The sequence below is a fragment of the Ureibacillus galli genome, from assembly GCF_014836845.1.
Lineage (GTDB): Bacteria > Bacillota > Bacilli > Bacillales_A > Planococcaceae > Ureibacillus > Ureibacillus galli.
This window is the reverse complement of record NZ_JACSQA010000016.1, coordinates 1-24,551: the sequence shown is the minus strand read 5'-3', so window position 1 is coordinate 24,551 and position 24,551 is coordinate 1. Positions and strand designations below refer to the sequence as shown.

The window sequence follows — 24,551 nt, the reverse complement described above, 5'->3', positions numbered from 1 at the left end:
GCCACGTCAAACTTTTACTTTTTAATTAATAAAATCGTTGCCATCGCTGCAATTCCTTCTTCACGCCCAGTAAACCCTAATTTTTCAGTTGTTGTTGCTTTTACGTTTACTTGTGAAGGTTCAGCTTTTAACAGTTCGGCAATTCGATTCCGCATTTGCTCAATATATGGTGCAAGCTTCGGACGTTGAGCCATAATGGTACAGTCCACGTTACCTAAAACATAACCTTTGTCCTCAACGATTTTCCAAATATACTGTAACAATTTCGCACTATCCGCATCTTTAAACGCCGGATCTGTATCAGGGAAATGATGTCCGATATCTCCTTCTCCAATTGCTCCTAAAGCTGCATCTGTTACAGTATGTAACAAAACATCCGCATCAGAATGCCCTAATAATCCTCGATCATGGGGAATTGTAATCCCACCTAAAATTAATGGTCGCCCTTCTGCAAATGCATGAACGTCAAATCCTTGTCCTACTCTAAACATCATTGTCCTCCTAGCTCGTTACGGTGCTTTAATATCGCTTCTCCGAAAACTAAGTCTTCTTTTGTAGTTATTTTTACATTTTCATAAGTGCTTTCTACAATATATACTTGATGATTTAAACGCTCAACTAGCATTGCCTCATCTGTTCCTAAAAAGCCGACTTCTTCAGCAGCTTCTTCTGCTTGCTTTAATAAGTCAAAACGAAAAGCTTGCGGTGTTTGAATCATCCATAAACTTTCACGATCAACAGTTTCAACGATAACACCATCGTTTACTTTTTTCATCGTATCTTTTGCCTTTACCCCAGCAATTACTGCCCCTTTTTCATAGGCCTCCTTAACGAGACGAGAAATAATTGGTTTTGTAATAAATGGTCTAGCAGCATCATGTACGAGTACAATATCCACTTGTTGCATTTCTTTAATGCACGCGTAAACAGAATGTTGTCGCTCCTCGCCTCCATTCGGTAATCCTTTTACCTTTGTAATGCCGTATTTCTCTAACAATTGTTGAATATATTGCCGTTCCTCGTCCTTTACCGCTAGCCAAATACCTGTACAATTTTCATCACTTTGAAATACTTCCAAAGTGTGAATTAAGATTGGCTTACCCCCAAGGGATAAAAATAATTTATTTTGTCCTGCGCCCATTCGTTTTCCACTACCAGCTGCAGGGAGTACTACTTCATAATCCACATACTCACTTCCTAATCTTCAAAAACCGAAGTTATCTTTATGCCACTTGTTCGTCCTTAGGTTTTGCAAATATCATACGCCCTGCAGAAGTTTGCAGGACACTCGTTACCGTAACAGTAATCGATTGGCCAATGTAACTACGGCCACCTTCTACGACAATCATCGTACCATCATCTAAGTATGCAACACCTTGATTGTGCTCTTTACCGTCTTTAATAACAACAACCTTCATTTCTTCTCCAGGAATGACAACCGGTTTTACGGCATTTGCTAAATCATTTATATTGAGTACTTCCACATGATGTAACTCACAAACTTTATTAAGATTAAAATCGTTCGTTAAAATTTGTGCTCCCATCTTTTTCGCTAAACGTACTAGTTTTAAATCCACTTCCTGGACATCCTCAAAATCTTCCTCTGAAATTTGTACCGTTGTTGCCCGTTCATCTTGAAGTTTTTTCAATATATCGAGACCCCTTCGACCGCGAGTACGCTTTAACGTATCAGAAGAATCAGCAATATGCTGTAGTTCAGTTAAAACGAACTGGGGTACAACAAGCACACCTTCAATAAATCCCGTTGATGAAATATCAGCAATTCTCCCATCGATAATGACGCTTGTATCGAGCAATTTATACATGACCTTCACTTCATTTGCTTGGGATGCCGATGCGTCCAGTTGTTTCTTCCTAGGAAGTGAGCTTGATTTCGAAAACATTTGTGTTAGTTCATCACGTTTGGTAAACCCTACACGGAAACCTAAATAACCAAGGATAATCGATAATAATACTGGTATAAACTCCGTAATAATTGGAATTTTAATACGTTCAATAGCAAATCCAACTAAATACGCAACGATTAACCCAATAATAAGTCCGAATGTCCCGAACAATAAATCCGCAGCCGGGATTTTAAATAACACGTTTTCCATCCACTCAATCAACTTGACAAAGTAGTCAGATAACGAGAATGATAAAAGGAATAATAAGACTGCCCCTAACAATATGGAAACATATGGATTGTTAAGCCAAGGATTAGATGATAAATTAATGAATTCGTATAATGGCGGTAAAAAAACAAAGCCTAACGCCCCTCCAATTAATAGGAAAGCAATTTGTATTACTCTTTTTAACATACTTCCACCTCCTTTTCTTAATAACAATTATACATAGTTCCAATATAGTTTGCCCTATAAATACTTCAGCTAATTTTCATTTTGGAAAAAAATAGCTACTGTTTTACTTATATGTTAAGTTATGTTTATTTCTAACCAAAATCAAACGGAAAAATGCCTATACATCAAAAATGATTGTATAGGCATACGCCATTTATATGATTTTACGAAAGGGATTGATTACAAGTCTTGGAAACACGCTCTTAAAGCTTCATTGATTGTTTCTACTCCAACGACTTGAATACCACTCGGATAATCCCATCCCCCTAAATTCGATGCAGGAATAAAGGCGCGTTTAAAGCCAAGTCTTGCTGCTTCTTGAACCCGTTGTTCAATTCTTGATACGCGTCTTACTTCACCTGTCAGCCCAACTTCTCCAACAAAGCAATCTGTTCCTTTAACTGGTTGATCTTTAAAACTGGACACAATGGAAGTTAAGACAGCTAAATCAATCGCTGGCTCATCTAGCTTAACTCCGCCCGCTACTTTTATATAGGCGTCTTGGGCTTGTAAAAGCATTCCCATACGTTTTTCTAGAACGGCCATGAGTAATTGCACCCGATTTTGCTCTACCCCTGTAGCCATCCGTTTTGGGTAATTAAAACTAGTTGGAGTAATTAGCGATTGAATCTCGACTAGAATCGGTCGTGTTCCTTCCATAGAAGCAACAATAGTTGAACCTGCTACATCATGGGAACGTTCCTCTAAAAATAACTCAGAAGGGTTAGATACTTCTTTTAAACCTGCATGCACCATTTCAAAAATAGCGATTTCATTCGTAGAGCCAAAACGATTTTTTACACTGCGTAATATTCGATACGTATGATGACGTTCCCCTTCGAAATATAGAACAGTATCTACCATATGTTCTAGTAACCTTGGGCCGGCAATTTGCCCTTCCTTCGTTACGTGACCAACTAGAAATATCGCGATCCCTTTCGTTTTTGCAATACGCATTAACTCTGACGTACATTCACGAACTTGAGAGACACTACCAGCAGCACTTGTGACTTCTGGATGATGGATCGTTTGAATAGAATCGACTATGACAAATTTCGGTTGTACTTCCTCAATCGACTGATTAATTAATTCTAAATTCGTTTCGGAAAGTATAAAAAGCTCAGGAGATTTTACGCCAATTCTCGCTGCTCTCAACTTTGTTTGTCGCATCGATTCTTCCCCTGATATGTACAGTAAACGATGACCTTTATTGGATAGGAGGGCTGATACTTGAAGCAGTAATGTTGATTTCCCTATTCCAGGATCTCCACCAATCAATACAAGGGAACCAGGAACAATTCCTCCCCCTAATACGCGATTTAACTCTTCCATTCCCGTTTCTACCCGCGGTTCATCCGAAGTCTCTACATTAATAATAGGTGTGGCTTTTTGCGACACAGAATGGGAATGTTGAAAGGCTCCCCGAGGACCTTTCGTTATGACTTCTACTTCCTCTGTCATCGTATTCCATCCACCACAACCTGGACAACGCCCCATCCATTTTGGAGATTCATAACCGCAGGAGTTACAACAGAATTTTGTTTTCTTTTTTACCATATCGTCTCTCCTTCATTAGTAATCTTATGTTCATTGTACATGACAACCTTTGAAAGTTCCTTATATTTCCCTACGTATATCCTTCCATATAAAAAAGTGGTTGACTAGTAAAACAAGTCAACCACTTTCGACTATACATTAGTTTGAAAGAACTTCACTTTTTGGCAGCACGATAAATTCATTATCAACATAGTCAATCACTACACTTTGACCTGTTGAAATTGTACCTTTTAATAATTCTTCAGATAATCGGTCTTCCACATGTTTTTGAAGGGCACGACGTAATGGACGTGCTCCATATTGTGGATCGTATCCTTCTTCGGCAATTTTCTCTAAGGCAGCATCTGTTAACTCAAGCTCGATGTTTTGCTCTTTTAAACGAGTTGTTAAAGAGTTTGCCATTAATGAAATAATTTGTTTTAACTCGTCTTTTTCTAGAGAGTGGAACACAATCATTTCATCGATACGGTTTAAGAATTCAGGACGGAATGCTTTTTTCAATTCTTCCAGCATTGTGCCTTTCATATCTTTATATTTGTTAGCAGAGTTGTCCCCAAATCCAAAACCTAAAGATTTTTGATATTTAAGGGCATCTGCACCGACGTTAGAAGTCATAATGACCACTGTGTTACGGAAATCTACTGTACGACCTTTTGAATCCGTTAAACGACCATCGTCTAATACTTGAAGTAAAATGTTGAACACATCTGGGTGAGCTTTTTCAATCTCATCCAGTAATACAACAGAGTATGGTTTACGACGAACTTTTTCCGTTAACTGTCCGCCTTCATCGAATCCAACGTAACCTGGAGGTGAACCTACAAGACGGGAAGTCGAATGTTTCTCCATGTATTCAGACATATCAATTCGAATCATTGCATCTTCATCGCCGAACATTACTTCTGCAAGGGCACGGGCAAGTTCTGTTTTACCAACACCAGTAGGACCTAAGAAGATGAATGAACCGATTGGACGTTTTGGATCTTTTAAGCCTGCACGAGCACGGCGGATAGCACGAGAAATCGCTTCAACCGCTTCTCCTTGACCAACGACACGTTTGTGTAATTCTTCTTCTAAGTTTAGTAATTTTGCTGATTCTTCTTGGGCAATTTTTGAAACAGGAATTCCAGTCCACATGGAAACAACCATTGCAATGTCTTCAACAGTCACTTTAGACTCTTCTTTACCTTGTTTTTCTTTCCATGTTTTCTTTGTTTGCTCTAATTCATCTTTAATTTTTTGTTCTGTATCGCGAAGGGCTGCTGCCTTTTCAAACTCTTGGCTTGAAACTGCCGCATTTTTTTCGTTACGAACATTTTCTAATTTATCTTCCAAAGCTTTTAAATTTGGTGGCACTGTGAAAGAACGTAAGCGTACTTTTGAACCTGCTTCATCAATCAAGTCAATCGCTTTATCTGGTAAGAAACGATCGGAAATATATCGATCAGATAATTTTGCTGCCGCTTCTACTGCTTCATCCGTAATTTTCACACGGTGATGCGCTTCATAACGATCTCTTAAACCTTTAATAATTTGAATTGTTTCATCTACAGTTGGTTCATCTACTTGAATTGGTTGGAAACGACGTTCTAACGCTGCATCCTTTTCAATGTATTTACGGTATTCATCTAATGTTGTAGCACCAATACATTGCAGTTCACCACGTGCTAAAGAAGGTTTTAAAATATTCGATGCATCAATAGCACCTTCTGCACCGCCAGCACCGATTAATGTGTGTAATTCATCGATGAAAAGAATAACGTTACCAGCTTGGCGTATTTCATCCATTACCTTTTTCAAACGATCTTCAAATTCACCACGATATTTAGTACCCGCAACAACAGTACCCATATCTAATGTCATGACTCGTTTGTCACGAAGAGTTTGTGGCACTTCATTATTGACGATTTGTTGTGCTAGACCTTCTGCAATTGCCGTTTTCCCTACCCCTGGTTCACCAATTAATACAGGGTTGTTTTTCGTACGACGGGATAATACTTCAATTACTCGTGTAATTTCTTTGCTTCGCCCAATTACAGGATCTAATGAACCTTCACGGGCAATTGCCGTTAAGTCACGCGCTAATCCATCTAAAGTTGGCGTATTTACAGATTGAGTTGGATTTGTTGAATTTTGAGCTGCATCGTTGTTGCCAAGTAATAAAAGAACTTGTTGACGAGCTTTGTTTAAGCTAACCCCTGCGTTTGCTAATACTCGAGCTGCTACCCCTTCACCTTCACGGATTAAAGCAAGTAATATATGTTCTGTTCCGATATATGCATGACCTAATTTTCTAGACTCATCAACGGATAACTCAATTACTTTTTTAGCTCTTGGTGTATAATGAACGATTGGACCGACATCTTTGGAACCTTTACCAACTAATTCTTCAATGCCGGATTCGATAATTTGTGGGCTGACATCGATTGCTTCTAATGCTTTCGCTGCAATTCCACCGCCTTCACGAATTAGGCCCAGTAAAATATGCTCTGTACCTATTGATTCGTGTTTCCAGCGAATAGCTTCTTCTTGTGCTAATTGTAATACTTTTTGTGCACGTTGAGTAAAACGGTTAAACATCATATCTTTCCTCTCCTTTTCCCATTAACTTTTGATTATTCGTATTAAGCTTTTCACGTAAAAGTTTTGCTCTATACATATCGCGTTCACTTGCTTGAAGAGTTGTACCTGCATATTGTTGTACAAAGCCTGGTTGTATTAGGATCATACACTCATTCAAAACATGTAAAGGAACTTCTTTAATGATTCCTAAATCCACTCCAAGACGAACATTTGATAAACAAGCAGCTGCTTCTTCGCTCGTCATAATACGCGCATATTTTAAAATACCTAATGAGCGATTAAATCGGTCTTCTAATACTATTCGAGAATTTTTGAATAATGCCTCACGTGCGCCTCGTTCATTTTTAATAATTTGGACGACCACATTTTGTAAGTCTTCTAAAATTTCTTCTTCCGATTTTCCAAGGGTTACTTGGTTGGAGATTTGATAAATGTTTCCTAGATTTTCACTACCTTCTCCATATATCCCCCTTACAACCATTCCCAAGCGGGCTAGCATTTGGGTAACAACTTTAATTTGTTTAGACATTGTAAGGGCTGGAAGATGCATCATGACGGACGCACGAAGTCCTGTTCCCACATTAGTAGGACAACTTGTTAAATAACCAAAAGTATCATTAAACGCATATGGTAAATGTTTTTCCAATTGATGATCCAGCTTTGAAGCTTCTGCATATGTTTCTAAAAGCTGTAATCCTGGAGCTAAACATTGGATTCGCAAATGATCTTCTTCGTTCACCATAATGCTGATTGTTTCATCATTTGAAATAAGAACGGAAGCCGACTTTTCTTTTTTAGCTAAAAGAGGGCTAATTAAATGTTTTTCAACTAATACTTGACGTTGTAACGATGGCATTTCTTTTATCATAAAGTGGGAAAATTTATGCTCGTTATTGATTGCCATTAAAGCTTGTGTGACAACATCATCAATTTGTTGTGCTTCCCCATCTGTAAAACTTAAAGGGAAACGATAACCATCTAAGTTTCTTGCTAATCGAATGCGTGTACTTAATACAATATCTGCATCAAGACCTTTAACATCCATCCAGCCTGGCGCCTCACTTTTCAAAAAATGTTCTAAATTCATGGTGTATCCACACCTCCACGGTCAAGCTTGCGTTCCATTTCCCTGATTTCATCCCGCAGCTTGGCAGCATCTTCGAATCGTTCGTCTGCAATCGCTAATTGTAATTGTTCCCGAGTCGATTCGATTTGTTTTTTTATCCATTCGTTATGATGACTTGGTGTGCCCGGGGCTTTACCGCTATGTTTGGTCCCAGCTTGAATTTTCGTTAATACTTGTGGAAGCTGTGTACTGAAAGTTTCATAACATTGTGGACAACCAAGCTTCCCTTCATTCAAAAATTTACGAAAAGTAAAACCGCATTTTGGACATTGGGTTGCTTTCTGGCTTGTTGATTGTACTTTTTCTACCCCGTTATTCCATACTGGTAAACCAAATAAATTGGAAACGAGTTGATGAATTGGAATTTGTTCTTCCTTATGAAAATCTAAATTGAAAGGATGAAAATTTTGTGCACATACCTCACAATAATGTTTTTCACTTTTTTGGCCATTAATTACTTGTGTAACCGTTACTGTAGCCTGACGTTCCTTACAGTGTTCACAATTCATGACCTCACCTCTTTTATCAAATAAGTATTAGAAAGTAAAAATAAGTAATGGAATTCCTTATTGTTCCTATTTATCATATTTTAATGTTGTTAACATTGACTTTAAAATTAATGACCTCAATTGGTCCCTTGTCGGTAATTGTATTCGAAGGGTAGACCGGTCTATTGCAGCAAGCATTAATTTCGCTTCCCGTTTAGAAATAACTTCTTCATCGATTAAACGATAAATAATACCTTCTGCCATTGCTTGGGTAGCACCGTTATCAATTTGGTCTATCATATCTTCAATCAAATCAATTTTAGAATGAGCTCTTACTCGTAAAATTCGAATATATCCCCCACCACCACGTTTACTTTCAACTAAGTAGCCTCTTTCGGCGGTAAATCTTGTATTAATAACGTAATTGATTTGTGAGGGTACACATTGAAATTTATCCGCCAATTCACTTCGTTTGATCTCAATATGTCCTTGACCACCTAATTCGATAACTTGTTTCAAATACCCTTCAATGATGTCAGATATATTTCTCATTTTTATACCTCACCCCATCCATTTCTGACTTTGACTATCTTTGACTATATTATATTAACATCAATATCAAAATGCAAATTAAACGCCCATACTTTTTAGTGCTATTGAATTTCAAAATTTGCATTTGTATATTGACCCTATTTTTTTATGTCAAAAAAAAGGCGGCCTCATTTGTACTTGAGACCACCTTAATTTCAGCTCGAGGCTTCATATTAAGCAGGATAAAGAAATAGTCTCCATACCAATTTGGGTAATTTTGGATTTATTTCTTAGTATTCCTTTTATTCACTTAAACTAAACCTTTTTTTATACCCAACGACCAACAATCGGGTAATTCCAATTTTCATCCATTAACGCTTTCACGATTCCAATGATCGGAACAACGAATGTCATAATTCCGAAGACGATTAAAAACGGAATTCCAATAATTAAAAAGCTAAAGATTATTGAAATGGTAATTAAAATCCACATAACTCCTTGGAATAGTAAAGCTTGAATCGAAATTCTTTTGATTTCCTGTTCTGAACTTAATAACCAGAATAAAACTGGAATAAGTACAGGCATTATAAAGGCACTTGCATGTATAATTACCTTTGCCCATTTATTATCCATTTATAGATCAACCTTTCGTTTTCGATTTTTATTTATATAGTTTATTTACGGTGTTCGTACTAAATAGTTTCACTTTTTTCAAATGAATAATCCCCATTAAAAAAATAAAACCGCTAGTACAATAACTAGCGGTTTATCCATTTATCTATTACTTCAAAGCCTTTTTCTTACGATTTTCCGGCTTTGGATCCGGTTTTTCTTCATCATTATGCGGAAATAATAAATAAGCAATCATTCCCGAAAAAATAGTTGCTATCACAACAAGCAACACACTATCACGAGTTGAAACTTCTTCAAAATAGTTTCTTAACATGAATATAGAACCTACAGCAACTATAACCATTGTCGGGATAACAAATTTAAAGCGGCGTTTTTCCATTTTAAACTTCCTTTACTAAAATATTTACTCGATTTTCCCACTAATTTTCCGTTCTTAAACTACTCGTATTTTACATGGGATGAAAACAAAATACAAATGAGTGTTTATATAATACTTTCGCCTAATTTATATTCATTAACAATCTATGTAAAATTTCATAATATTTTCAATATGTTATAGTTATAATCTATGAATTTAGAACGATAATATAAGTAAATACAAAATGGATTGGAGAAAAGTATGGCTATTTTCAGAAGTAATTCACAAAAAGTAGTAACTAACTATTTTGATGTAGAAAAATACATAAATGAAGTCGAATTAAATGTTTCTAACTATCCAGATTTAACAAAACAAATACAATTAATTCATTTAACAAAAGAAGAGTTAGCGATATTAAGACAACTAAAGCCTTTTACTTCTCAATTTATACCCGAGATGGTAAATCAATTTTATGAAGCAATTATGCAAAGTGATCATTTGATGGGTATTATTAACCAACATTCAAAAATTGAACGATTAAAAGTAACCCTTACAAAACATATTACCGATATTTTTGAAAGTCGTATTAATAGCAACTATATAGAAGAACGGAAAAAAATTGCCGCTACCCATGTCCGTATTGGGTTAGAATCCCAATGGTATATTAGTTCATTCCAATCTTTAATGACGACATTTATCCAATTTGTAAATGGTTTAGAGATTTCAAAAGAAGATACGACGAAGGCCATTAACGCCTTTTCAAAAATCATTAACTTAGAACAACAATTAGTTATTCAAGCCTATGATGCTGAACAACAACGAATTCGTCAGATTGTGGAAGATATGAAACATTCCTTATTAAACACAGTACAAAATACTGCTGAAGAATTACATGCTATTAGCCAAGAAACGACTGCTTCATTACATGCCATTTCTTCGGAATCTGGAAGTATTGCTACAGCAACAAAACAAGGACTAGATTTTGTAGCGGATACAGAAGAAAAATCAAATTATGGTAAAGCGCATATTGAAACACAAACAGAGTTAATGAATGTTATTTTAGAACGAGTCAATATGTTAGAAAAATCGATGATTAACTTACGAGCTTCTTCTCAGAAAATAACAGAAATCGTTGGTTTAGTAACAGGAATCGCCGATCAAACAAACTTACTAGCATTAAATGCTTCCATTGAAGCAGCACGGGCTGGTGAGCATGGAAAAGGCTTTGCGGTAGTTGCTGAAGAGGTTCGAAAACTAGCCGAAGAGACGAAAAGCGCAGTTCAAAATGTTTCTCACTTAATTCGCGAAACAGAAGAAAATATCGAAAATATGACTTCCTCTGTAGGAAACGTTGATGAACAAGTACAAAGGAGTGTACAAACCCAACGTAGTCTTGAGGAATCCTTTAATTCTATTGCCAAAGCTGTGTCAGGGATTAAAGAGCAATATACAAACACAACAAAGGACATCACTGAAATTTCAAGACTAATTCATGAATTAACCGAAAGTGTTGATCAAGTGTCCGCCTCTTCCGATTCATTACTGAATATCGTTCACGAATTAACAGATTAAATAGAAAAAGGACCTTCTTGAGAAGGTCCTTATTTTTATTCACTTTCAAAAAGGGAGCGGCGCTTTTTTGTACTTTCTTTTTTCGCTTGTCGTAATTGTCTGCGAGTAAGACCTGTTTCAAACAGTTGCTTCTCCCTTTCCGTTTCCGGGTAAACGCTTGGTACCGGGATTGGTTTCCCTTCCTTATTAACAGCAACCATTGTCACAAAGGATTCAGTCGTTAATTTTTCTACTCCTGTTTTAATGTTTCGTGACATTACTCGAACGTAAACTTCCATTGATGACCGCCCTGTGGAAGTAACCATTGCTTCCAGTTCTAAAATATCCCCTGCATAAGCTGGAGAGATAAAATCAACCGAATCAAAGGATGCTGTTACTACTTCAGATCTTGCATGTTTCATAGAGGTAATCGCTGCTATTTCATCGATATAAGCTAATACTCTTCCGCCAAAAATAGATTGATGATGATTTGTATCAGGTGGTAAAACTAAGTGTGTTTGAAAAGAACGAGAATGACTCATCGGCACTGCATTGCTCATGATAAAACCTCCATAGTTACTACTCTCTTGATGTTTATTTTTTCGATAACCTTTTTCATTTTACCCTAAAAAAACGATAGTGGCGTACTTTTAATTAAATAGTCGTTTTAATTGTAATGAATTTCAATTCGGTCATTTCCTCAATGGCATATTTGACCCCTTCTCTACCATAACCGCTACTTTTCACACCACCATAAGGCATATTATCAACCCGGAAAGTTGGGATATCATTGATTACAACTGTACCAGCTTCTATTTCATCAGCAGCTTTCATCGCATCCGTTAAAACATTCGTATAAATCCCAGCGTTTAGGCCAAAATCGGATTCATTCACTAATGCAATCGCCTCATCTAATGTTTGATAAGGTACAATGGAAACGATTGGTGCAAAGGTTTCTTGACAGACGATTTTCATATCTGGTTGAACGCTCGTCATAACTGTTGGTGTTAACGTACGTTCTGTAAATTCTCCACCTGTTGCTACAACAGCTCCTGCTGCTTTTGCCTCCTCAATCCATTGTTTGATACGTTCTACTTCGTAAGGATTGATCATTGCACTCACATCTGTTGCTGGATCTAAAGGATCTCCTAATTTCAACTTCTTCGTTTCTTCCACAAATGCTTTCGTAAATGGTTCATATATAGACTCATGTACATATACTCTTTGTAGCGAAATACAAACTTGCCCTGAAAATCCAAAGGCTCCTCCGACACATCGAGAAACAACCTTTTCAATTGGCGTACTAGGTTCAACAATAAGTGCTGAATTTGAACCAAGTTCTAATGTCACTTTACGCAATCCAACTTTTTCCTTTATTTTAAGTCCTACAGCACTACTACCAGTAAACGTCACTTTTTTCACAAGGGGATGAGTAACTAATGCATCACTTAATTCTCCTCCTGACCCTGTAACTATTTGTAAAGCCCCATCTGGTAACCCAGCATCTTTAAAAATCTCTGCCATGACTAATGCACTTAAAGGTGTTTGAGTAGCAGGCTTTAACACTACTGTATTCCCTACAGCAAAGGCAGGTCCTAATTTATGAGAAACTAAGTTGAAAGGGAAATTAAAGGGCGTAATCGCCGAAACAACACCAATCGGAACCCGTTTTGTATAGCCAATTCGATCCTTTGTACCTGGTGCAGCATCAAGGGGGACAGTTTCACCCATTGATTGTTTTGCTGCTTCTGCTGAAAATTGATACGTCGAAATTGTTCGGTCAATTTCAGTTAAAGCCGTCGTTAAAGGCTTTCCGGCTTCGGAAGCTAAAATTTTTGCAAGCTCCTCTTTACGACCTCGCATTATGTCTACCACTTTATATAAAATTTCTGCTCTCTCATAAGCAGTTGTCTTTTTAAAAGATTGAAATGCTTTATGAGCACCATCGATTGCTCGTTCTACATCCTCTACAGAAGCTTTCGCCACTTTTGCAATAGGTTCTCCTGAATAAGGAGCTGTTAATGTATAAACATCTTGAGCATCTGTCCAAACACCATTGATCCATAATTTTGTTTTTTCCATAGATACCACTCTCCCCATCGTTATAATCCCATTGTAACACTGTTCAGTAATATCCACTTCTTCTATAGTTTGTAGTTAATTAAAAAAATCCACTACATCTGATATGCCAGGGGGGAAAATTCCAACCAAATCTACAAGAATGTCTGCGATATCTAACAGTCCAGAAAGATCCGATAATGGCGTCATTTCGATTAATTCTTGTATTTCAAGGACATCTTGGATCACCTTTTTGATCGCGATAATAAGGGCGTACGGTTTAATATCTTTATCCTCTTTTAACTGATTATATAATGAAACAATTGCGTCCACTTTCATTTCATTGGTAGCAGCGAGCGCTAATACACCTAAATACGGGTAATGCATTCTCTTTACTTTAATTTCCCGTTTCAATAATTCTTCCCGTAATTGAACGACATATTGTAACAAAACTTCATTATAGTCGGAACTATAAGCAGTCATAATTTGTGCTAAAGCCTGAAGTGGATTCCCCATCGTAAAATGATATTTTCTTAATTCGTTATAGTATTTTACAATCGTATCTGCTTGTGCTTTCGGTTGTTCTGAATGATTTGAAGTTAAATAAACTACAAAAGGAATGTCCTCATTGGATGTCAAAATTCGTTGATTGCGATTCATTTCATCAAAAAGTTGCCTTGCTCTAATGGCATGTTCCCTCTCATCTTCCTGTAAAAAAAGAGCACCTAAAGCGCGGTGGGAGGTATTTCTGAATTTAGCCTCCTTTAACATTTGATCTTTTTTATTAATGATTGAACCCCTTCATCAATATTACTTTGTTGTAAAAATTGAAAGGCTATTTTATACTTCATTTTCAAATCAAGTCGTATTGAAGAGGATCGTGTTTTTTCCTCTATTTGGTCAATGATCTTTTGAAGGATTACGCCACTAAACTGTTTTTTTGAAAATGTATATGTACTTGCAAGAAACATAGTAAGTTGTGGATCCTGACCGCCTGTATAATTAAAAACCCGATTATAATTGTCTATAAATGCCTTTATAAATTGCTCGTCATTCATTATTTATCACTCCTTACATTTAGTACGATATGAAGGGGGAAATCGTTTCAAAAAGAAAAGGCCCTTTACTAGAAATCTCTAGCAAAAGACCTATCCATTATTTTAATTGGGCTAATTCCTCAGCATTAAATGCTCTAGACTTAGTTAAAAAACGTTTCCCTTCGACTCCTTCTAACGAAAACATACCTCCACGACCATCCACAACATCAATGATGAGTTGTGTATGTTTCCAATAATCGAATTGGTTTTTATGCATGTAAAACTTCACTCCACCAATTTCGCCGAGTAATACATCGGCATTCCCAATGATTAAGTCACCTTCAGGATAACACATAGGGGAAGAACCATCACAGCAACCACCCGATTGATGAAACATAATCGGCCCATGTTTTTCTTTTAACTTTTCAATTAATTCAAGGGCAGCATCTGTAGCGATGACACGTTCAACCACATGAAAACCCCTTTCAAAGTTGGATGGTTTAGAAGAAGCCTAGCTTATTCGGGCTATAGCTAACAAGTAAGTTTTTCGTTTGTTGATAATGCTCTAACATCATTAAGTGATTTTCACGTCCTACACCAGACATTTTATAACCACCGAATGCTGCGTGGGCAGGGTAATCGTGGTAGCAGTTCGTCCATACACGGCCTGCTTCGATTGCGCGACCAAAACGGTAAGCGTTGTTAATATCCCGTGTCCAAACACCTGCACCTAAACCGTATAGCGTATCGTTAGCAATTTCTAATGCCTCTTCTTTCGTTTTGAAAGTTGTAACAGCTACTACTGGTCCAAAAATTTCTTCTTGGAAAATACGCATGCTGTTATCTCCCTTAAATACAGTAGGTTTAACGTAATAACCATCGGCAAATTCTTCACCTAGCTGATTACGATCTCCACCAATTAATACTTCTGCCCCTTCTTGTTTACCGATATCAATATAAGATAAGATTTTTTCCATTTGTTCAGAAGAAGCCTGAGCACCCATCATTGTATTTGGATCTAACGGGTTTCCTGTTTTAATTGCTTCTACACGTTTTAATGCCCGCTCCATAAATTTATCGTAAATCGATTCTTGGATTAATGCGCGGGAAGGACATGTACATACTTCCCCTTGGTTTAACGCAAATAATACAAAACCTTCAATCGCCTTATCTAAAAATTCATCATCCGCTTCCATCACATCTTCAAAGAAAATATTCGGAGATTTACCACCTAATTCGAGGGTCACCGGAATAATATTTTGGGAAGCGTATTGCATAATTAAACGACCAGTTGTCGTTTCACCAGTAAAGGCAATTTTCCCGATTCGCGGGTTAGATGCTAAAGGTTTTCCTGCCTCTAGACCAAACCCATTTACGATATTTAACACGCCAGGTGGTAATAAATCTTCTATTAATTCCATTAATACCATAATAGAAGCAGGCGTTTGTTCTGCAGGTTTTAATACGACACAGTTTCCTGCTGCTAACGCCGGTGCAAGTTTCCAACAAGCCATTAATAGTGGGAAGTTCCAAGGGATAATTTGACCTACTACTCCAATTGGCTCATGGAAGTGATAAGCTACAGTATCATCATTTATTTGGCTAATGCCGCCTTCTTGCGCACGAATTGCTCCCGCGAAATAACGGAAGTGGTCAATAGCTAATGGCAAATCTGCATTTAACGTTTCACGGACCGCCTTACCATTTTCCCAAGTTTCAGCAACAGCTAACATTTCTAAATTTTCTTCCATACGGTCAGCAATTTTATTTAAAATTTTTGCGCGTTCCGCAACGGAAGTTTTGCCCCAAGCTTCCTTCGCTGCATGAGCTGCATCAATTGCGAGTTCGATATCTTCTTCTGTTGAACGTGCTACTTGTGTAAATACTTTTCCTGTAACAGGTGTTATATTTTCAAAGTATTGACCTTTGACTGGTGGCGTCCATTCTCCTCCGATAAAGTTGTCATACTTGTCTTTGAAATTTACGATTGCTCCTTCTGTGTTTGGAAATGCATAAGCCAATGTTAGTACGCTCATTTTTAATTTCTCCCCTTTGTTATGATATCTTTAAAGCCAATACCCCTTCGTGCTGACTTCCCCCATCTATCAAAAGGTATTACTCATATATATGTTAGAGATTCCTTAAATAGAACTAGAAAAATAGATTTTTTATTAAATAAACTAGAAAAAATTTCGGATCAAAAAATGTTGTTTAATAGAGAAGTTTATAAACAAAAAAACTGGCGAAAATAGTATGGATGGAAGGATAATGTCCTTGTGTAGTACAAGTTTCATTCAAAAAAAATATCATTATTGTATACTTAAGTTATTACATTTATAGGAGACTTTATGAGAATAAATAAATTTTTAAGCGAAACAGGTGTCGTTTCTCGTCGCGGTGCAGATAAATGGATTGAAGAAGGTAGAATTACCATTAACGGAGAACTGGCTACAATCGGCAGTCAAGTGGAAGATGGAGATATTGTTTGCGTTGATGGAAAACCTGTCAAAAAAGAAGAGGAACTCGTTTATATCGCATTAAATAAACCGGTTGGCATTACAAGTACAACCGAAAAACATGTGAAAGGAAATGTAGTTGACTTCGTTGGTCATTCCAAACGGATTTTCCATATTGGTCGTCTAGATAAGGAGTCTGAAGGATTGCTACTTCTAACAAATGACGGCGATATCGTGAACGAAATTTTACGTGCAGAAAACCATCACGAAAAAGAATATGTAGTCCAAGTTGATAAGCCTATTACAGCATCATTTTTAAACCAAATGGCGTCAGGAGTCGAAATTTTAGATACAAAAACGTTGCCTTGTAAAGTAGAAAAAGTATCATCTCATGTATTTAAAATTATTTTAGAACAGGGATTAAACCGCCAAATTCGTCGGATGTGTTCTGCCCTTGGCTATTCCGTAAAAAGATTACAGCGAATTCGGATTATGAATATCCATCTTGGTAATTTAAAAGTTGGCCAGTGGAGAGACTTAACAGAAAAAGAAAAGGTAGAACTATTTCAACTATTAAACTACGCACCTAAAAAGTAAAAATAAAAAGGCAGAAATGTTTTTATATTTAAGAACATTCCTGCCTTTTCTATGATTATAATGCTCCAAGATAAGCGGCCTTTACTTGTTCACTTTCTTGAAGTTCTTTTGCTGTTCCCGATAAAACAATTTTTCCTGTTTCAATCACATATGCACGATCAGCAATCGATAATGCCATATTCGCATTTTGTTCAACCAATAAGACTGTTGTTCCTTGCTGATTAACCATTTGAATAATTTCAAAGATTTGTTTCACAATTAAAGGAGCTAGCCCCATGGAAGGTTCATCTAATAATAACAATTTTGGTTTTGCCATTAGAGCTCGACCCATTGCCAACATTTGTTGTTCCCCACCGGACAATGTTCCCGACTGTTGTTTACGTCGCTCTCCTAATATAGGAAACAAATCATAAACATTGGCTATGTCTTTTTTAATTCCATCACGATCTTTGCGTAAGTACGCACCTAATTCAAGGTTTTCCTCTACTGTCATATTCGAAAAAACTCTTCTTCCCTCTGGTACATGGGAGATGCCACTTTTTACGATGGCTTGTGCTTGCTTTCCATTAATTTGTTGAGAAAGATAAGAAATTGTCCCACTCTTAGGCTTTAATAGGCCAGATAATGTTTTTAATAATGTTGATTTACCAGCACCATTTGCACCAATTAACGTTACGATTTCACTCTCATTTACTTCAATGGAGACATCTTTTAATGCATGAATATTTCCATAAAATACGTCAATGTTGTTTACTTTAAGCATTATTCAATGACCTCCTCTCCCAAATAGGCTTCAATTACCTTTGGATTGTTGCGAATTTCTTCCGGTGTTCCATCTGCGATTAATTGACCATGATCTAATACGTAAATACGCTCACAAATTCCCATTACTAAATGCATATCATGTTCGATTAACAAAATTGTCAAATCAAATTCCTTTCGGATAAAAGCGATTAATTCCATTAAGTGGTGGGTTTCCTGAGGATTCATCCCTGCTGCTGGTTCATCCAATAATAGAAGTTGTGGTTTAGCTGCAAGAGCTCGGGCAATTTCTAGTCGGCGTTGCATTCCATAAGGTAAATTTTTTGCCAACTCATCTTTATAAACATCTAAACCAAATATTTTTAAAAACTCAATCGATTCTCTATCCATTTTTTCTTCACCTTTAAAATGGTTAGGTAGCCGAAAAATCGATGAAAGAATAGAATGTTTAGCCAGATTATGGTTGGCCACCTTCACGTTATCTAATACAGATAAGTCTTTAAATAAGCGAATATTTTGGAATGTACGACTAATACCTAATTTTGTTACTTGGTAAGGTTTAAGCCCCTTTAAGTTTTTCCCGTCAAAGGTAATGACCCCTTCCGTCGGTTGATACACTCCCGTTAACATATTAAACGTTGTCGTTTTCCCCGCTCCATTAGGACCTATTAAACCGACTAACTCTCCTTTATTCATATGCATATTTACATTCTGTACCGCTTTAAGGCCACCGAACTGAATCCCTACATTTTCTACTTGTAAAAGAAGGTTACTCGTCATACTTTAGAACCTCCCTTTTTACCAAATTTAAATAAGTGCGTAATTTCCTTTGTACCCATTAATCCCGTAGGACGATATAACATCACTAAAATTAATACTAAAGAATAAATAATCATCCGCGTTTCAGGGAAGTTCGATAAATAAGCCGAAACAATCGTTAAAAAGATAGCGGCAATAACAGACCCTGAAAGGCTTCCTAAACCACCTAATACAACGTAAATTAAAATATCAAAAGACTTTAAGAAATTAAATGTTGTCGGCTGAATAATAAAGAAATTGTGGGAGTAAATTCCTCCTGCAAGACCAGCAAAAATAGCTCCAATTGTAAAAGCAACGACTTTATAATAGGTTGTATTGATCCCCATCGCATCGGCTGCAATTTCATCTTCACGAATTGCAATAGCTCCTCGACCATGTCTTGAGTTTGTAAAATTAGCAATAACGAATATTGTTAGAACAACACCAACGAAGGCAAATGTCCACGTAGTCATATTTGTCACGACCATACCTGCCGCTCCACCTACGTAATCAATATTTAAAAAGACAATTCGAATAATTTCTGCAAAACCGAGGGTTGCAATTGCCAAATAGTCTCCTTTAAGACGTAATGTCGGAATTCCTACAAGTAACCCAGCGAACCCTGCTGCTACTGCTCCAATAATTAACGCTACAAAGAATGGTAACCCTAAGTTCATTGTTGCAATGGCACTAAAGTAAGCTCCTACTGCCATAAAACCCGCATGTCCGATGGAAAATTGCCCCGTTATCCCGATAACAATATGCAAACTTACAGCTAGCATAATATTTATACACATTTGGATTAATATGTTTTGATAATATAAATCTAATGTGCCACCTGAAATCATTACTTGTACAATCGTATAGATTACTAGTGCAAAAATGATATAAACCCAAAAGGCTTTTGATTTTTTCATATACCAGTCACCTACACTTTCTCTCGGGTATTTTTACCGAATAGACCCGATGGTTTTAAAATGAGTATTAAAATTAAGATGATGAAAGCTGCTGCATCGCGCCATAACGAAAAACCGAAAGCACTAACAACCGTTTCAACTACACCTAAAACTAAACCGCCAACCATTGCACCAGGAATATTTCCGATACCACCAAGTACAGCTGCGATAAAGGCTTTTAATCCTGGTAATACCCCCATTAATGGTTCAATTCTTGTGTAATATGCTCCGAAAATAACACCTGCTGCCCCAGCTAAAGCCGATCCAATGGCAAAAGTTGCTGATATCGTGTTATCAACATTAATTCCCATTAATCGTGCAGCGTCAGCATCCAAAGAAACGGCTCGCATCGCTTTACCGATTTTGGTTTTATGTACAATAAATTGCAATAGAATCATTAAAATAATGGTAACAATTAAAATTAAAATAGATTTTGAGCTAACACTTACACCAAAAACGTCAATTGAAGTATTCGGTAATACTTCCGGATAAGTTTCCAGTCCCGGTCCTCGGAAGAATATCATTGTATATTCAATTAAGAAAGACACACCGATTGCAGTAATAAGGGCCGCAATTCGTGTTGCACTTCGTAATCGTTTATACGCTACTCGTTCAATAATGACACCAATAATTGCACATAGTACCATCGAAATGATAAGTGCTGGAAGGAACCCTACGTCCCATCTTGTAATGGCGAAAAAGCCAATAAAAGCCCCTAACATGAATACATCGCCATGAGCAAAGTTAATGAGCTTAATAATACCGTATACCATCGTATATCCTAATGCGATCAGTGCATAGATACTACCAACCGATATACCATTCACTAACTGTTGAATCCATTCCATGAGTTCTCACTCCTTTTTTCAATTTAAATAAGGCTTCTATTGGTTCATAAAAACCAATTCGGATAATTTATAAAAGGCCCTTTAATTTCTTAAGTGATAAAAAGGGAGGCCAGTTCGCCCCCCCTTTGTTTTATAGTTATAATCGCAATATTACGGATTAACTTTAGAGTTGAACTTTTGTTCACCGTCTACATATTCTAGAACTGTTGCGGATTTAACTGGGTTGTGTTTTTCGTCAACTGAGAATGTACCTGTAATTAAACTTAAATCTTTTGTTTCAGCTAAAGCTTTTTGAATTGCTTCGCCATCTGTTGAATCTGCACGTTCAATCGCATCTTTAATAAAGTAAACTGTGTCATAACCAAGGGCATGGAATGCGTTTGGCGATTCATTATTTTTCCCTTCAAATGCTTTTACGAATCCTTGAATTGTTTCATCTGGATCTTGGGATGAATAGTGGTTTGTAATGAATGTATTGTTTAGAGCTTCGCTACCAGCTAGTTCTACTAAAGTTGGAGAATCCCAACCATCAGCACCCATAAGTGGTGCTTCAATACCTAATTCACGAGCTTGTTTTACAATTAAACCTACTTCTTCATAATATCCAGGGATAAAGATGAAATCTGGGTTTGCAGATTTTATACGAGTTAAAGTAGAATTAAAGTCCGTATCATCAGCTACATACGCTTCTTCTGCTACGACAGTTCCGCCATTCGCTTCAATTTGCTCTTTAAATGATGCAGCTAACCCTTTTGCATAATCTGATGCGTTATCTGCATAAATTGCTACGTTTTTAGCACCTAATTCTTTCGTCGCAAAATTGGCTGCTACAATTCCTTGGAATGGGTCGATAAAGCACGTACGGAATACAAATTCATTAATTGAACCATCTTCATTTTCAGTTACATTTGGTGCAGTACCTGAAGCTGTAACTGTTGGAATTTTATATTGATTGGCAATTTGAGTTGTTGCAATTACGTTACCAGATGTAGCTGGCGCAATCATTGCCACTACTTTTTCTTGTGTTGCAAGTTTAACTGCAGCGTTTGTCGCTTCAGCGTTATCAGATTTGTTATCTACTTTTACTAGTTCAATTTTCTTTCCATCAATACCACCAGCTGCATTAATCTCTTCTACTGCCAATTCAGCACCTTGTCCAATTGATGAGCCGTAGGAAGCAACTGAACCAGAAAGTTCTAAGTTTGCACCGATTTTAATCACATCACTGCTCTCTCCTGAAGTGTTTCCAGCTGTCGAAGTCCCTTCTTTACCGCTACAAGCTGCAAGCGCCCCAACGATTAAAGATGAAGCTAGAAATACGGATGCAAATCTCTTTAGTGTTCTCTTTTCTGCCATTTATTTCTCCCCCTAAAATTGTTTCGTAGTCTATTTTTCTACTAATTATAATATTCAGAATACTTAACATCAATAGTTAATCGAAATATTCTGAATAATATAGCCACTTCAACATCTTTATTTGATTATTTGACTTCCTGATTGTAAAACATTCTTTTTATTTAGTCTAGTGTGATTTTTTAGTAAATTTTGATTTTTATGATTTTATCGGTATAATAGACTGTATATCCTTATACTTTATTAATATAAAGATAGAAGATTAGCTTAAAAATAATCATCTATTAATCACTCACTTTGCATACTCAAACTTCCTCGCAGAAAGTCATAAAAAATCCAAAGATCCATATTCTCGTTATTTCTTCACCGGCATCATCATCCCAATTACGTATTACTCTATTCGACTGTTTATACAAGTTATTCAATTTTAATAGTAAATATGTGTTGTAGAAAGGTTTCTGTTTGTCCGCTTTTCACTTAAGTGATGCATTCACTACAATCTTTCATTTTGAAGCTCGTCTGCTCATAAACTGTTTGACACCAGTTGGTTTTTCAAAATAGCAATTTTCAACTTTCAAACACTTTAAAATGTGACAAAGGAGGGCATGAAAATAAAAAAGGCAGAATGGAATTTATCGGTTAAAATGATCCCTAAAGTTTTACAATGGTTTTTAAATTTTTGCCTTATTATCTTAAGCTTCTTTTTAGCTTTTCTTCTTATAAAGAAATTGGTGGATTTTTATAAAATTCTGTTGCTAGATGGTGGTAGTGATTATAAGCTCTTCCTTGCTAATATTCTCGTATTCTTTTTATACTTTGAATTCATTACGATGATTGTAAAGTATTTTAAGGAGGACTATCACTTTCCCCTTCGTTACTTTTTATATATCGGCATTACAGCGATGGTAAGATTAATCATCGTCGATCATGAGCATGCAATCGATACACTTATTTTTTCATTAATTATTTTAATTTTAATTATTTGTTACTTCATTATTAACATCACCCCTTTAGAGCGTCCCATCCGTTCATGGTTTTCGAGTAAAAAAGAAGGTAATTAAATTTTCACTTCCTTGTTCCATTGCCTAACTTCCGATATTTTATTCCCAAATTTAGTGAATGTGCATACACTAATCAAAAACGGAGGATTTTTAACATCATGTATTATGGATATCCATATTATTACGTTCAACAGGTTCCAATGAATCCTGTACCAACAAACCCTTTCCCATCCCCATATAACCAAGTACCAGTCCAATATGTTCAAATAACGGGACGACCAACTGATCAACAAATTTTGCAAAGAATTCGCTCCGAAAACAACAATCTTTTTACACAATTAACACAAGCTGGGGTAGACCGTCAATTAGTAGAAGCAATGTTTTTCTTCGTCATTAACTTTACTAGAAATCAAGCAAATCTTAATCAATCTGCTAGTCAAATCTATTCACTATTCCAAAGGGAAACACCTTGGTTTAATTTACTTATTCGATCAATGAATTTACCTGTCAACACAATTGACCAAGTATTAACAAGAGTTATAGAAATTACGCTTTATATTCTAAGAGGTGCGCAACCTGGTCCAGGTCCATCACCGGGTCCAGGCCAAGGTTGGTCCAATTGGGAAAGCCTAGGTGGGACGCTTCAAGGGGCTCCTGCTGTTGCTTCTTGGCAACCGAATCGTTTAGATGTTTTTGCAAGAGGCACCGATAATGCGCTTTACCATATTTGGTGGGATGGAACTCGATGGAGTAACTGGGAAAGCCTTGGCGGTGTATTAACATCTCCCCCTGGTGCTGTTTCTTGGGGACCTAATCGTATCGATGTCTTTGTTAGAGGCACTGATAATGCACTTTACCATAAATGGTGGGACGGTAGCCGCTGGAGTGATTGGGAAAGCCTTGGTGGTACTTTAACAAGCGGTCCAGCTGCTTCATCACGCCGTTCAAATCAGCTCGATGTGTTCGTTAGAGGCACTAACAATCGACTTTATAAGAGAACGTGGAACGGCACTCGATGGGAAGATTGGGAAGATCTTGGCGGTAACTTAGCTTCTGAACCTGCTGCTGTTTCTTGGGGGCCAAATCGCATCGATGTTTTTGCTAGAGGACAAAATAACCAATTAATTCACAAATGGTGGGACGGTTCAAGATGGAGTGATTGGGAAAACCTTGGCGGTACTTTAACAAGCGCTCCTACAGTTTCTTCCCGTAGACCTAATCGACTGGATGTCTTTGTTAGAGGTACTGGTAACCGACTTTATAAACGTTCATGGAATGGATCTCGTTGGGATAGTTGGGAATCCATTGGTGGGACGTTAACTAGTGCTCCTGCTGCTGTTTCTTGGGGGCCAAATCGAACAGATGTCTTTGCCAGAGGGCAAAATAACGACCTGATTCACATTTTCCAGGGTCGATAATAGAAAAGAGGCTGGGACAAAAACCCTCCTCTAAATAAAAAAAGCCGGTGAAATTTTACGAAAAGTAAAATTTCACCGGC

At 36.9% G+C, this 24,551-nt stretch carries 25 protein-coding genes; 4 read left to right on the top strand and 21 right to left on the bottom strand.

The window, feature by feature from the left end; translation table 11 throughout:
* Nucleotides 1–14: 14 nt before the first annotated feature.
* The 10 genes from ispF to H9636_RS11185 all read right to left on the bottom strand — a co-directional run bounded on the left by ispF (nt 15) and on the right by H9636_RS11185 (nt 9,657).
* Nucleotides 15–491, bottom strand: a complete 477-nt coding sequence (ispF, locus tag H9636_RS11230; RefSeq protein WP_191707705.1) for a 2-C-methyl-D-erythritol 2,4-cyclodiphosphate synthase — start codon at nt 489–491, stop codon at nt 15–17.
* The gene (gene ispD / locus H9636_RS11225; RefSeq protein ID WP_191707704.1) at nt 491–1,186 is read right to left on the bottom strand and encodes a 2-C-methyl-D-erythritol 4-phosphate cytidylyltransferase; all 696 of its coding nucleotides are present in this window, start codon (nt 1,184–1,186) and stop codon (nt 491–493) included. The genes ispF and ispD overlap by 1 nt, the downstream gene beginning before the upstream one ends.
* A gap of 37 nt (nt 1,187–1,223) precedes the next feature.
* Nucleotides 1,224–2,321: a PIN/TRAM domain-containing protein gene (locus tag H9636_RS11220; protein WP_191707703.1), complete on the bottom strand. Its 1,098-nt coding sequence runs from the start codon at nt 2,319–2,321 to the stop codon at nt 1,224–1,226.
* Nucleotides 2,322–2,540: 219 nt separating this feature from the next.
* Complete coding sequence (radA, locus tag H9636_RS11215; protein WP_191707702.1) at nt 2,541–3,917, bottom strand: DNA repair protein RadA; 1,377 nt, start codon at nt 3,915–3,917, stop codon at nt 2,541–2,543.
* A gap of 138 nt (nt 3,918–4,055) precedes the next feature.
* A complete protein-coding gene (locus H9636_RS11210) occupies nt 4,056–6,500 on the bottom strand; it encodes an ATP-dependent Clp protease ATP-binding subunit (RefSeq protein WP_191707701.1) in 2,445 nt (814 codons plus the stop codon).
* Complete coding sequence (locus H9636_RS11205) at nt 6,490–7,587, bottom strand: protein arginine kinase (protein ID WP_191707700.1); 1,098 nt, start codon at nt 7,585–7,587, stop codon at nt 6,490–6,492. The genes H9636_RS11210 and H9636_RS11205 overlap by 11 nt, the downstream gene beginning before the upstream one ends.
* Nucleotides 7,584–8,135, bottom strand: coding sequence for a UvrB/UvrC motif-containing protein (locus H9636_RS11200; protein ID WP_191707699.1), 552 nt, complete (start codon nt 8,133–8,135; stop codon nt 7,584–7,586). Before H9636_RS11200 ends, H9636_RS11205 begins: the two co-directional genes overlap by 4 nt.
* 66 nt (nt 8,136–8,201) lie before the next feature.
* Nucleotides 8,202–8,666, bottom strand: a complete 465-nt coding sequence (locus H9636_RS11195) for a CtsR family transcriptional regulator (RefSeq protein WP_191707698.1) — start codon at nt 8,664–8,666, stop codon at nt 8,202–8,204.
* Between the two features lie 306 nt (nt 8,667–8,972).
* Entirely contained in the window at nt 8,973–9,278 is a 306-nt protein-coding gene (locus tag H9636_RS11190; protein WP_191707697.1) for a DUF4870 domain-containing protein, read from the bottom strand.
* A 148-nt stretch (nt 9,279–9,426) separates the two neighbouring features.
* A complete protein-coding gene (locus H9636_RS11185; protein ID WP_191707743.1) occupies nt 9,427–9,657 on the bottom strand; it encodes a hypothetical protein in 231 nt (76 codons plus the stop codon).
* A gap of 240 nt (nt 9,658–9,897) precedes the next feature.
* Between H9636_RS11185 and H9636_RS11180 the strand changes: the two genes are divergently transcribed.
* Nucleotides 9,898–11,208 carry a globin-coupled sensor protein gene (locus H9636_RS11180; RefSeq protein WP_191707696.1) on the top strand — a complete coding sequence of 437 codons (1,311 nt, stop codon included), beginning with the start codon at nt 9,898–9,900 and terminating at the stop codon, nt 11,206–11,208.
* Nucleotides 11,209–11,243: 35 nt separating this feature from the next.
* On the opposite strand, the gene H9636_RS11175 is transcribed toward H9636_RS11180, so the two are convergent.
* The 6 genes from H9636_RS11175 to adh all read right to left on the bottom strand — a co-directional run bounded on the left by H9636_RS11175 (nt 11,244) and on the right by adh (nt 16,303).
* Nucleotides 11,244–11,747 (bottom strand): acyl-CoA thioesterase, encoded by a 504-nt coding sequence (locus H9636_RS11175; RefSeq protein ID WP_191707695.1) that lies wholly within the window; start codon nt 11,745–11,747, stop codon nt 11,244–11,246.
* A gap of 94 nt (nt 11,748–11,841) precedes the next feature.
* Nucleotides 11,842–13,269, bottom strand: coding sequence for an aldehyde dehydrogenase family protein (locus H9636_RS11170; protein ID WP_191707694.1), 1,428 nt, complete (start codon nt 13,267–13,269; stop codon nt 11,842–11,844).
* A 75-nt stretch (nt 13,270–13,344) separates the two neighbouring features.
* Nucleotides 13,345–14,016 carry a DUF4003 family protein gene (locus H9636_RS11165; RefSeq protein ID WP_191707693.1) on the bottom strand — a complete coding sequence of 224 codons (672 nt, stop codon included), beginning with the start codon at nt 14,014–14,016 and terminating at the stop codon, nt 13,345–13,347.
* Nucleotides 14,010–14,303 carry a hypothetical protein gene (locus H9636_RS11160; protein WP_191707692.1) on the bottom strand — a complete coding sequence of 98 codons (294 nt, stop codon included), beginning with the start codon at nt 14,301–14,303 and terminating at the stop codon, nt 14,010–14,012. Before H9636_RS11160 ends, H9636_RS11165 begins: the two co-directional genes overlap by 7 nt.
* Before the next feature lie 97 nt (nt 14,304–14,400).
* Nucleotides 14,401–14,754: a DUF779 domain-containing protein gene (locus H9636_RS11155; protein WP_191707691.1), complete on the bottom strand. Its 354-nt coding sequence runs from the start codon at nt 14,752–14,754 to the stop codon at nt 14,401–14,403.
* A gap of 28 nt (nt 14,755–14,782) precedes the next feature.
* A complete protein-coding gene (adh, locus tag H9636_RS11150; RefSeq protein WP_318241017.1) occupies nt 14,783–16,303 on the bottom strand; it encodes an aldehyde dehydrogenase in 1,521 nt (506 codons plus the stop codon).
* A 327-nt stretch (nt 16,304–16,630) separates the two neighbouring features.
* Between adh and rluF the strand changes: the two genes are divergently transcribed.
* The gene (gene rluF, locus H9636_RS11145) at nt 16,631–17,335 is read left to right on the top strand and encodes a 23S rRNA pseudouridine(2604) synthase RluF (protein ID WP_191707689.1); all 705 of its coding nucleotides are present in this window, start codon (nt 16,631–16,633) and stop codon (nt 17,333–17,335) included.
* Nucleotides 17,336–17,390: 55 nt separating this feature from the next.
* Here rluF and H9636_RS11140 read toward each other — a convergent pair whose 3' ends face one another.
* The 5 genes from H9636_RS11140 to H9636_RS11120 all read right to left on the bottom strand — a co-directional run bounded on the left by H9636_RS11140 (nt 17,391) and on the right by H9636_RS11120 (nt 22,055).
* Nucleotides 17,391–18,098, bottom strand: a complete 708-nt coding sequence (locus tag H9636_RS11140) for an ABC transporter ATP-binding protein (RefSeq protein ID WP_191707688.1) — start codon at nt 18,096–18,098, stop codon at nt 17,391–17,393.
* On the bottom strand, nt 18,098–18,877 hold the full coding sequence (locus H9636_RS11135) for an ABC transporter ATP-binding protein (protein WP_191707687.1): 780 nt from the start codon (nt 18,875–18,877) through the stop codon (nt 18,098–18,100). The genes H9636_RS11140 and H9636_RS11135 overlap by 1 nt, the downstream gene beginning before the upstream one ends.
* Entirely contained in the window at nt 18,874–19,812 is a 939-nt protein-coding gene (locus H9636_RS11130; protein WP_191707686.1) for a branched-chain amino acid ABC transporter permease, read from the bottom strand. The genes H9636_RS11135 and H9636_RS11130 overlap by 4 nt, the downstream gene beginning before the upstream one ends.
* Before the next feature lie 11 nt (nt 19,813–19,823).
* Entirely contained in the window at nt 19,824–20,699 is an 876-nt protein-coding gene (locus H9636_RS11125; RefSeq protein WP_191707685.1) for a branched-chain amino acid ABC transporter permease, read from the bottom strand.
* 150 nt (nt 20,700–20,849) lie between these two features.
* Nucleotides 20,850–22,055 (bottom strand): ABC transporter substrate-binding protein, encoded by a 1,206-nt coding sequence (locus H9636_RS11120; protein ID WP_191707684.1) that lies wholly within the window; start codon nt 22,053–22,055, stop codon nt 20,850–20,852.
* A gap of 602 nt (nt 22,056–22,657) precedes the next feature.
* Between H9636_RS11120 and psiE the strand changes: the two genes are divergently transcribed.
* Both psiE and H9636_RS11110 read left to right on the top strand, forming a co-directional pair.
* A complete protein-coding gene (gene psiE / locus H9636_RS11115; RefSeq protein ID WP_191707683.1) occupies nt 22,658–23,113 on the top strand; it encodes a phosphate-starvation-inducible protein PsiE in 456 nt (151 codons plus the stop codon).
* Between the two features lie 98 nt (nt 23,114–23,211).
* A complete protein-coding gene (locus H9636_RS11110; protein WP_191707682.1) occupies nt 23,212–24,471 on the top strand; it encodes a sialidase in 1,260 nt (419 codons plus the stop codon).
* Nucleotides 24,472–24,551: the final 80 nt, after the last annotated feature.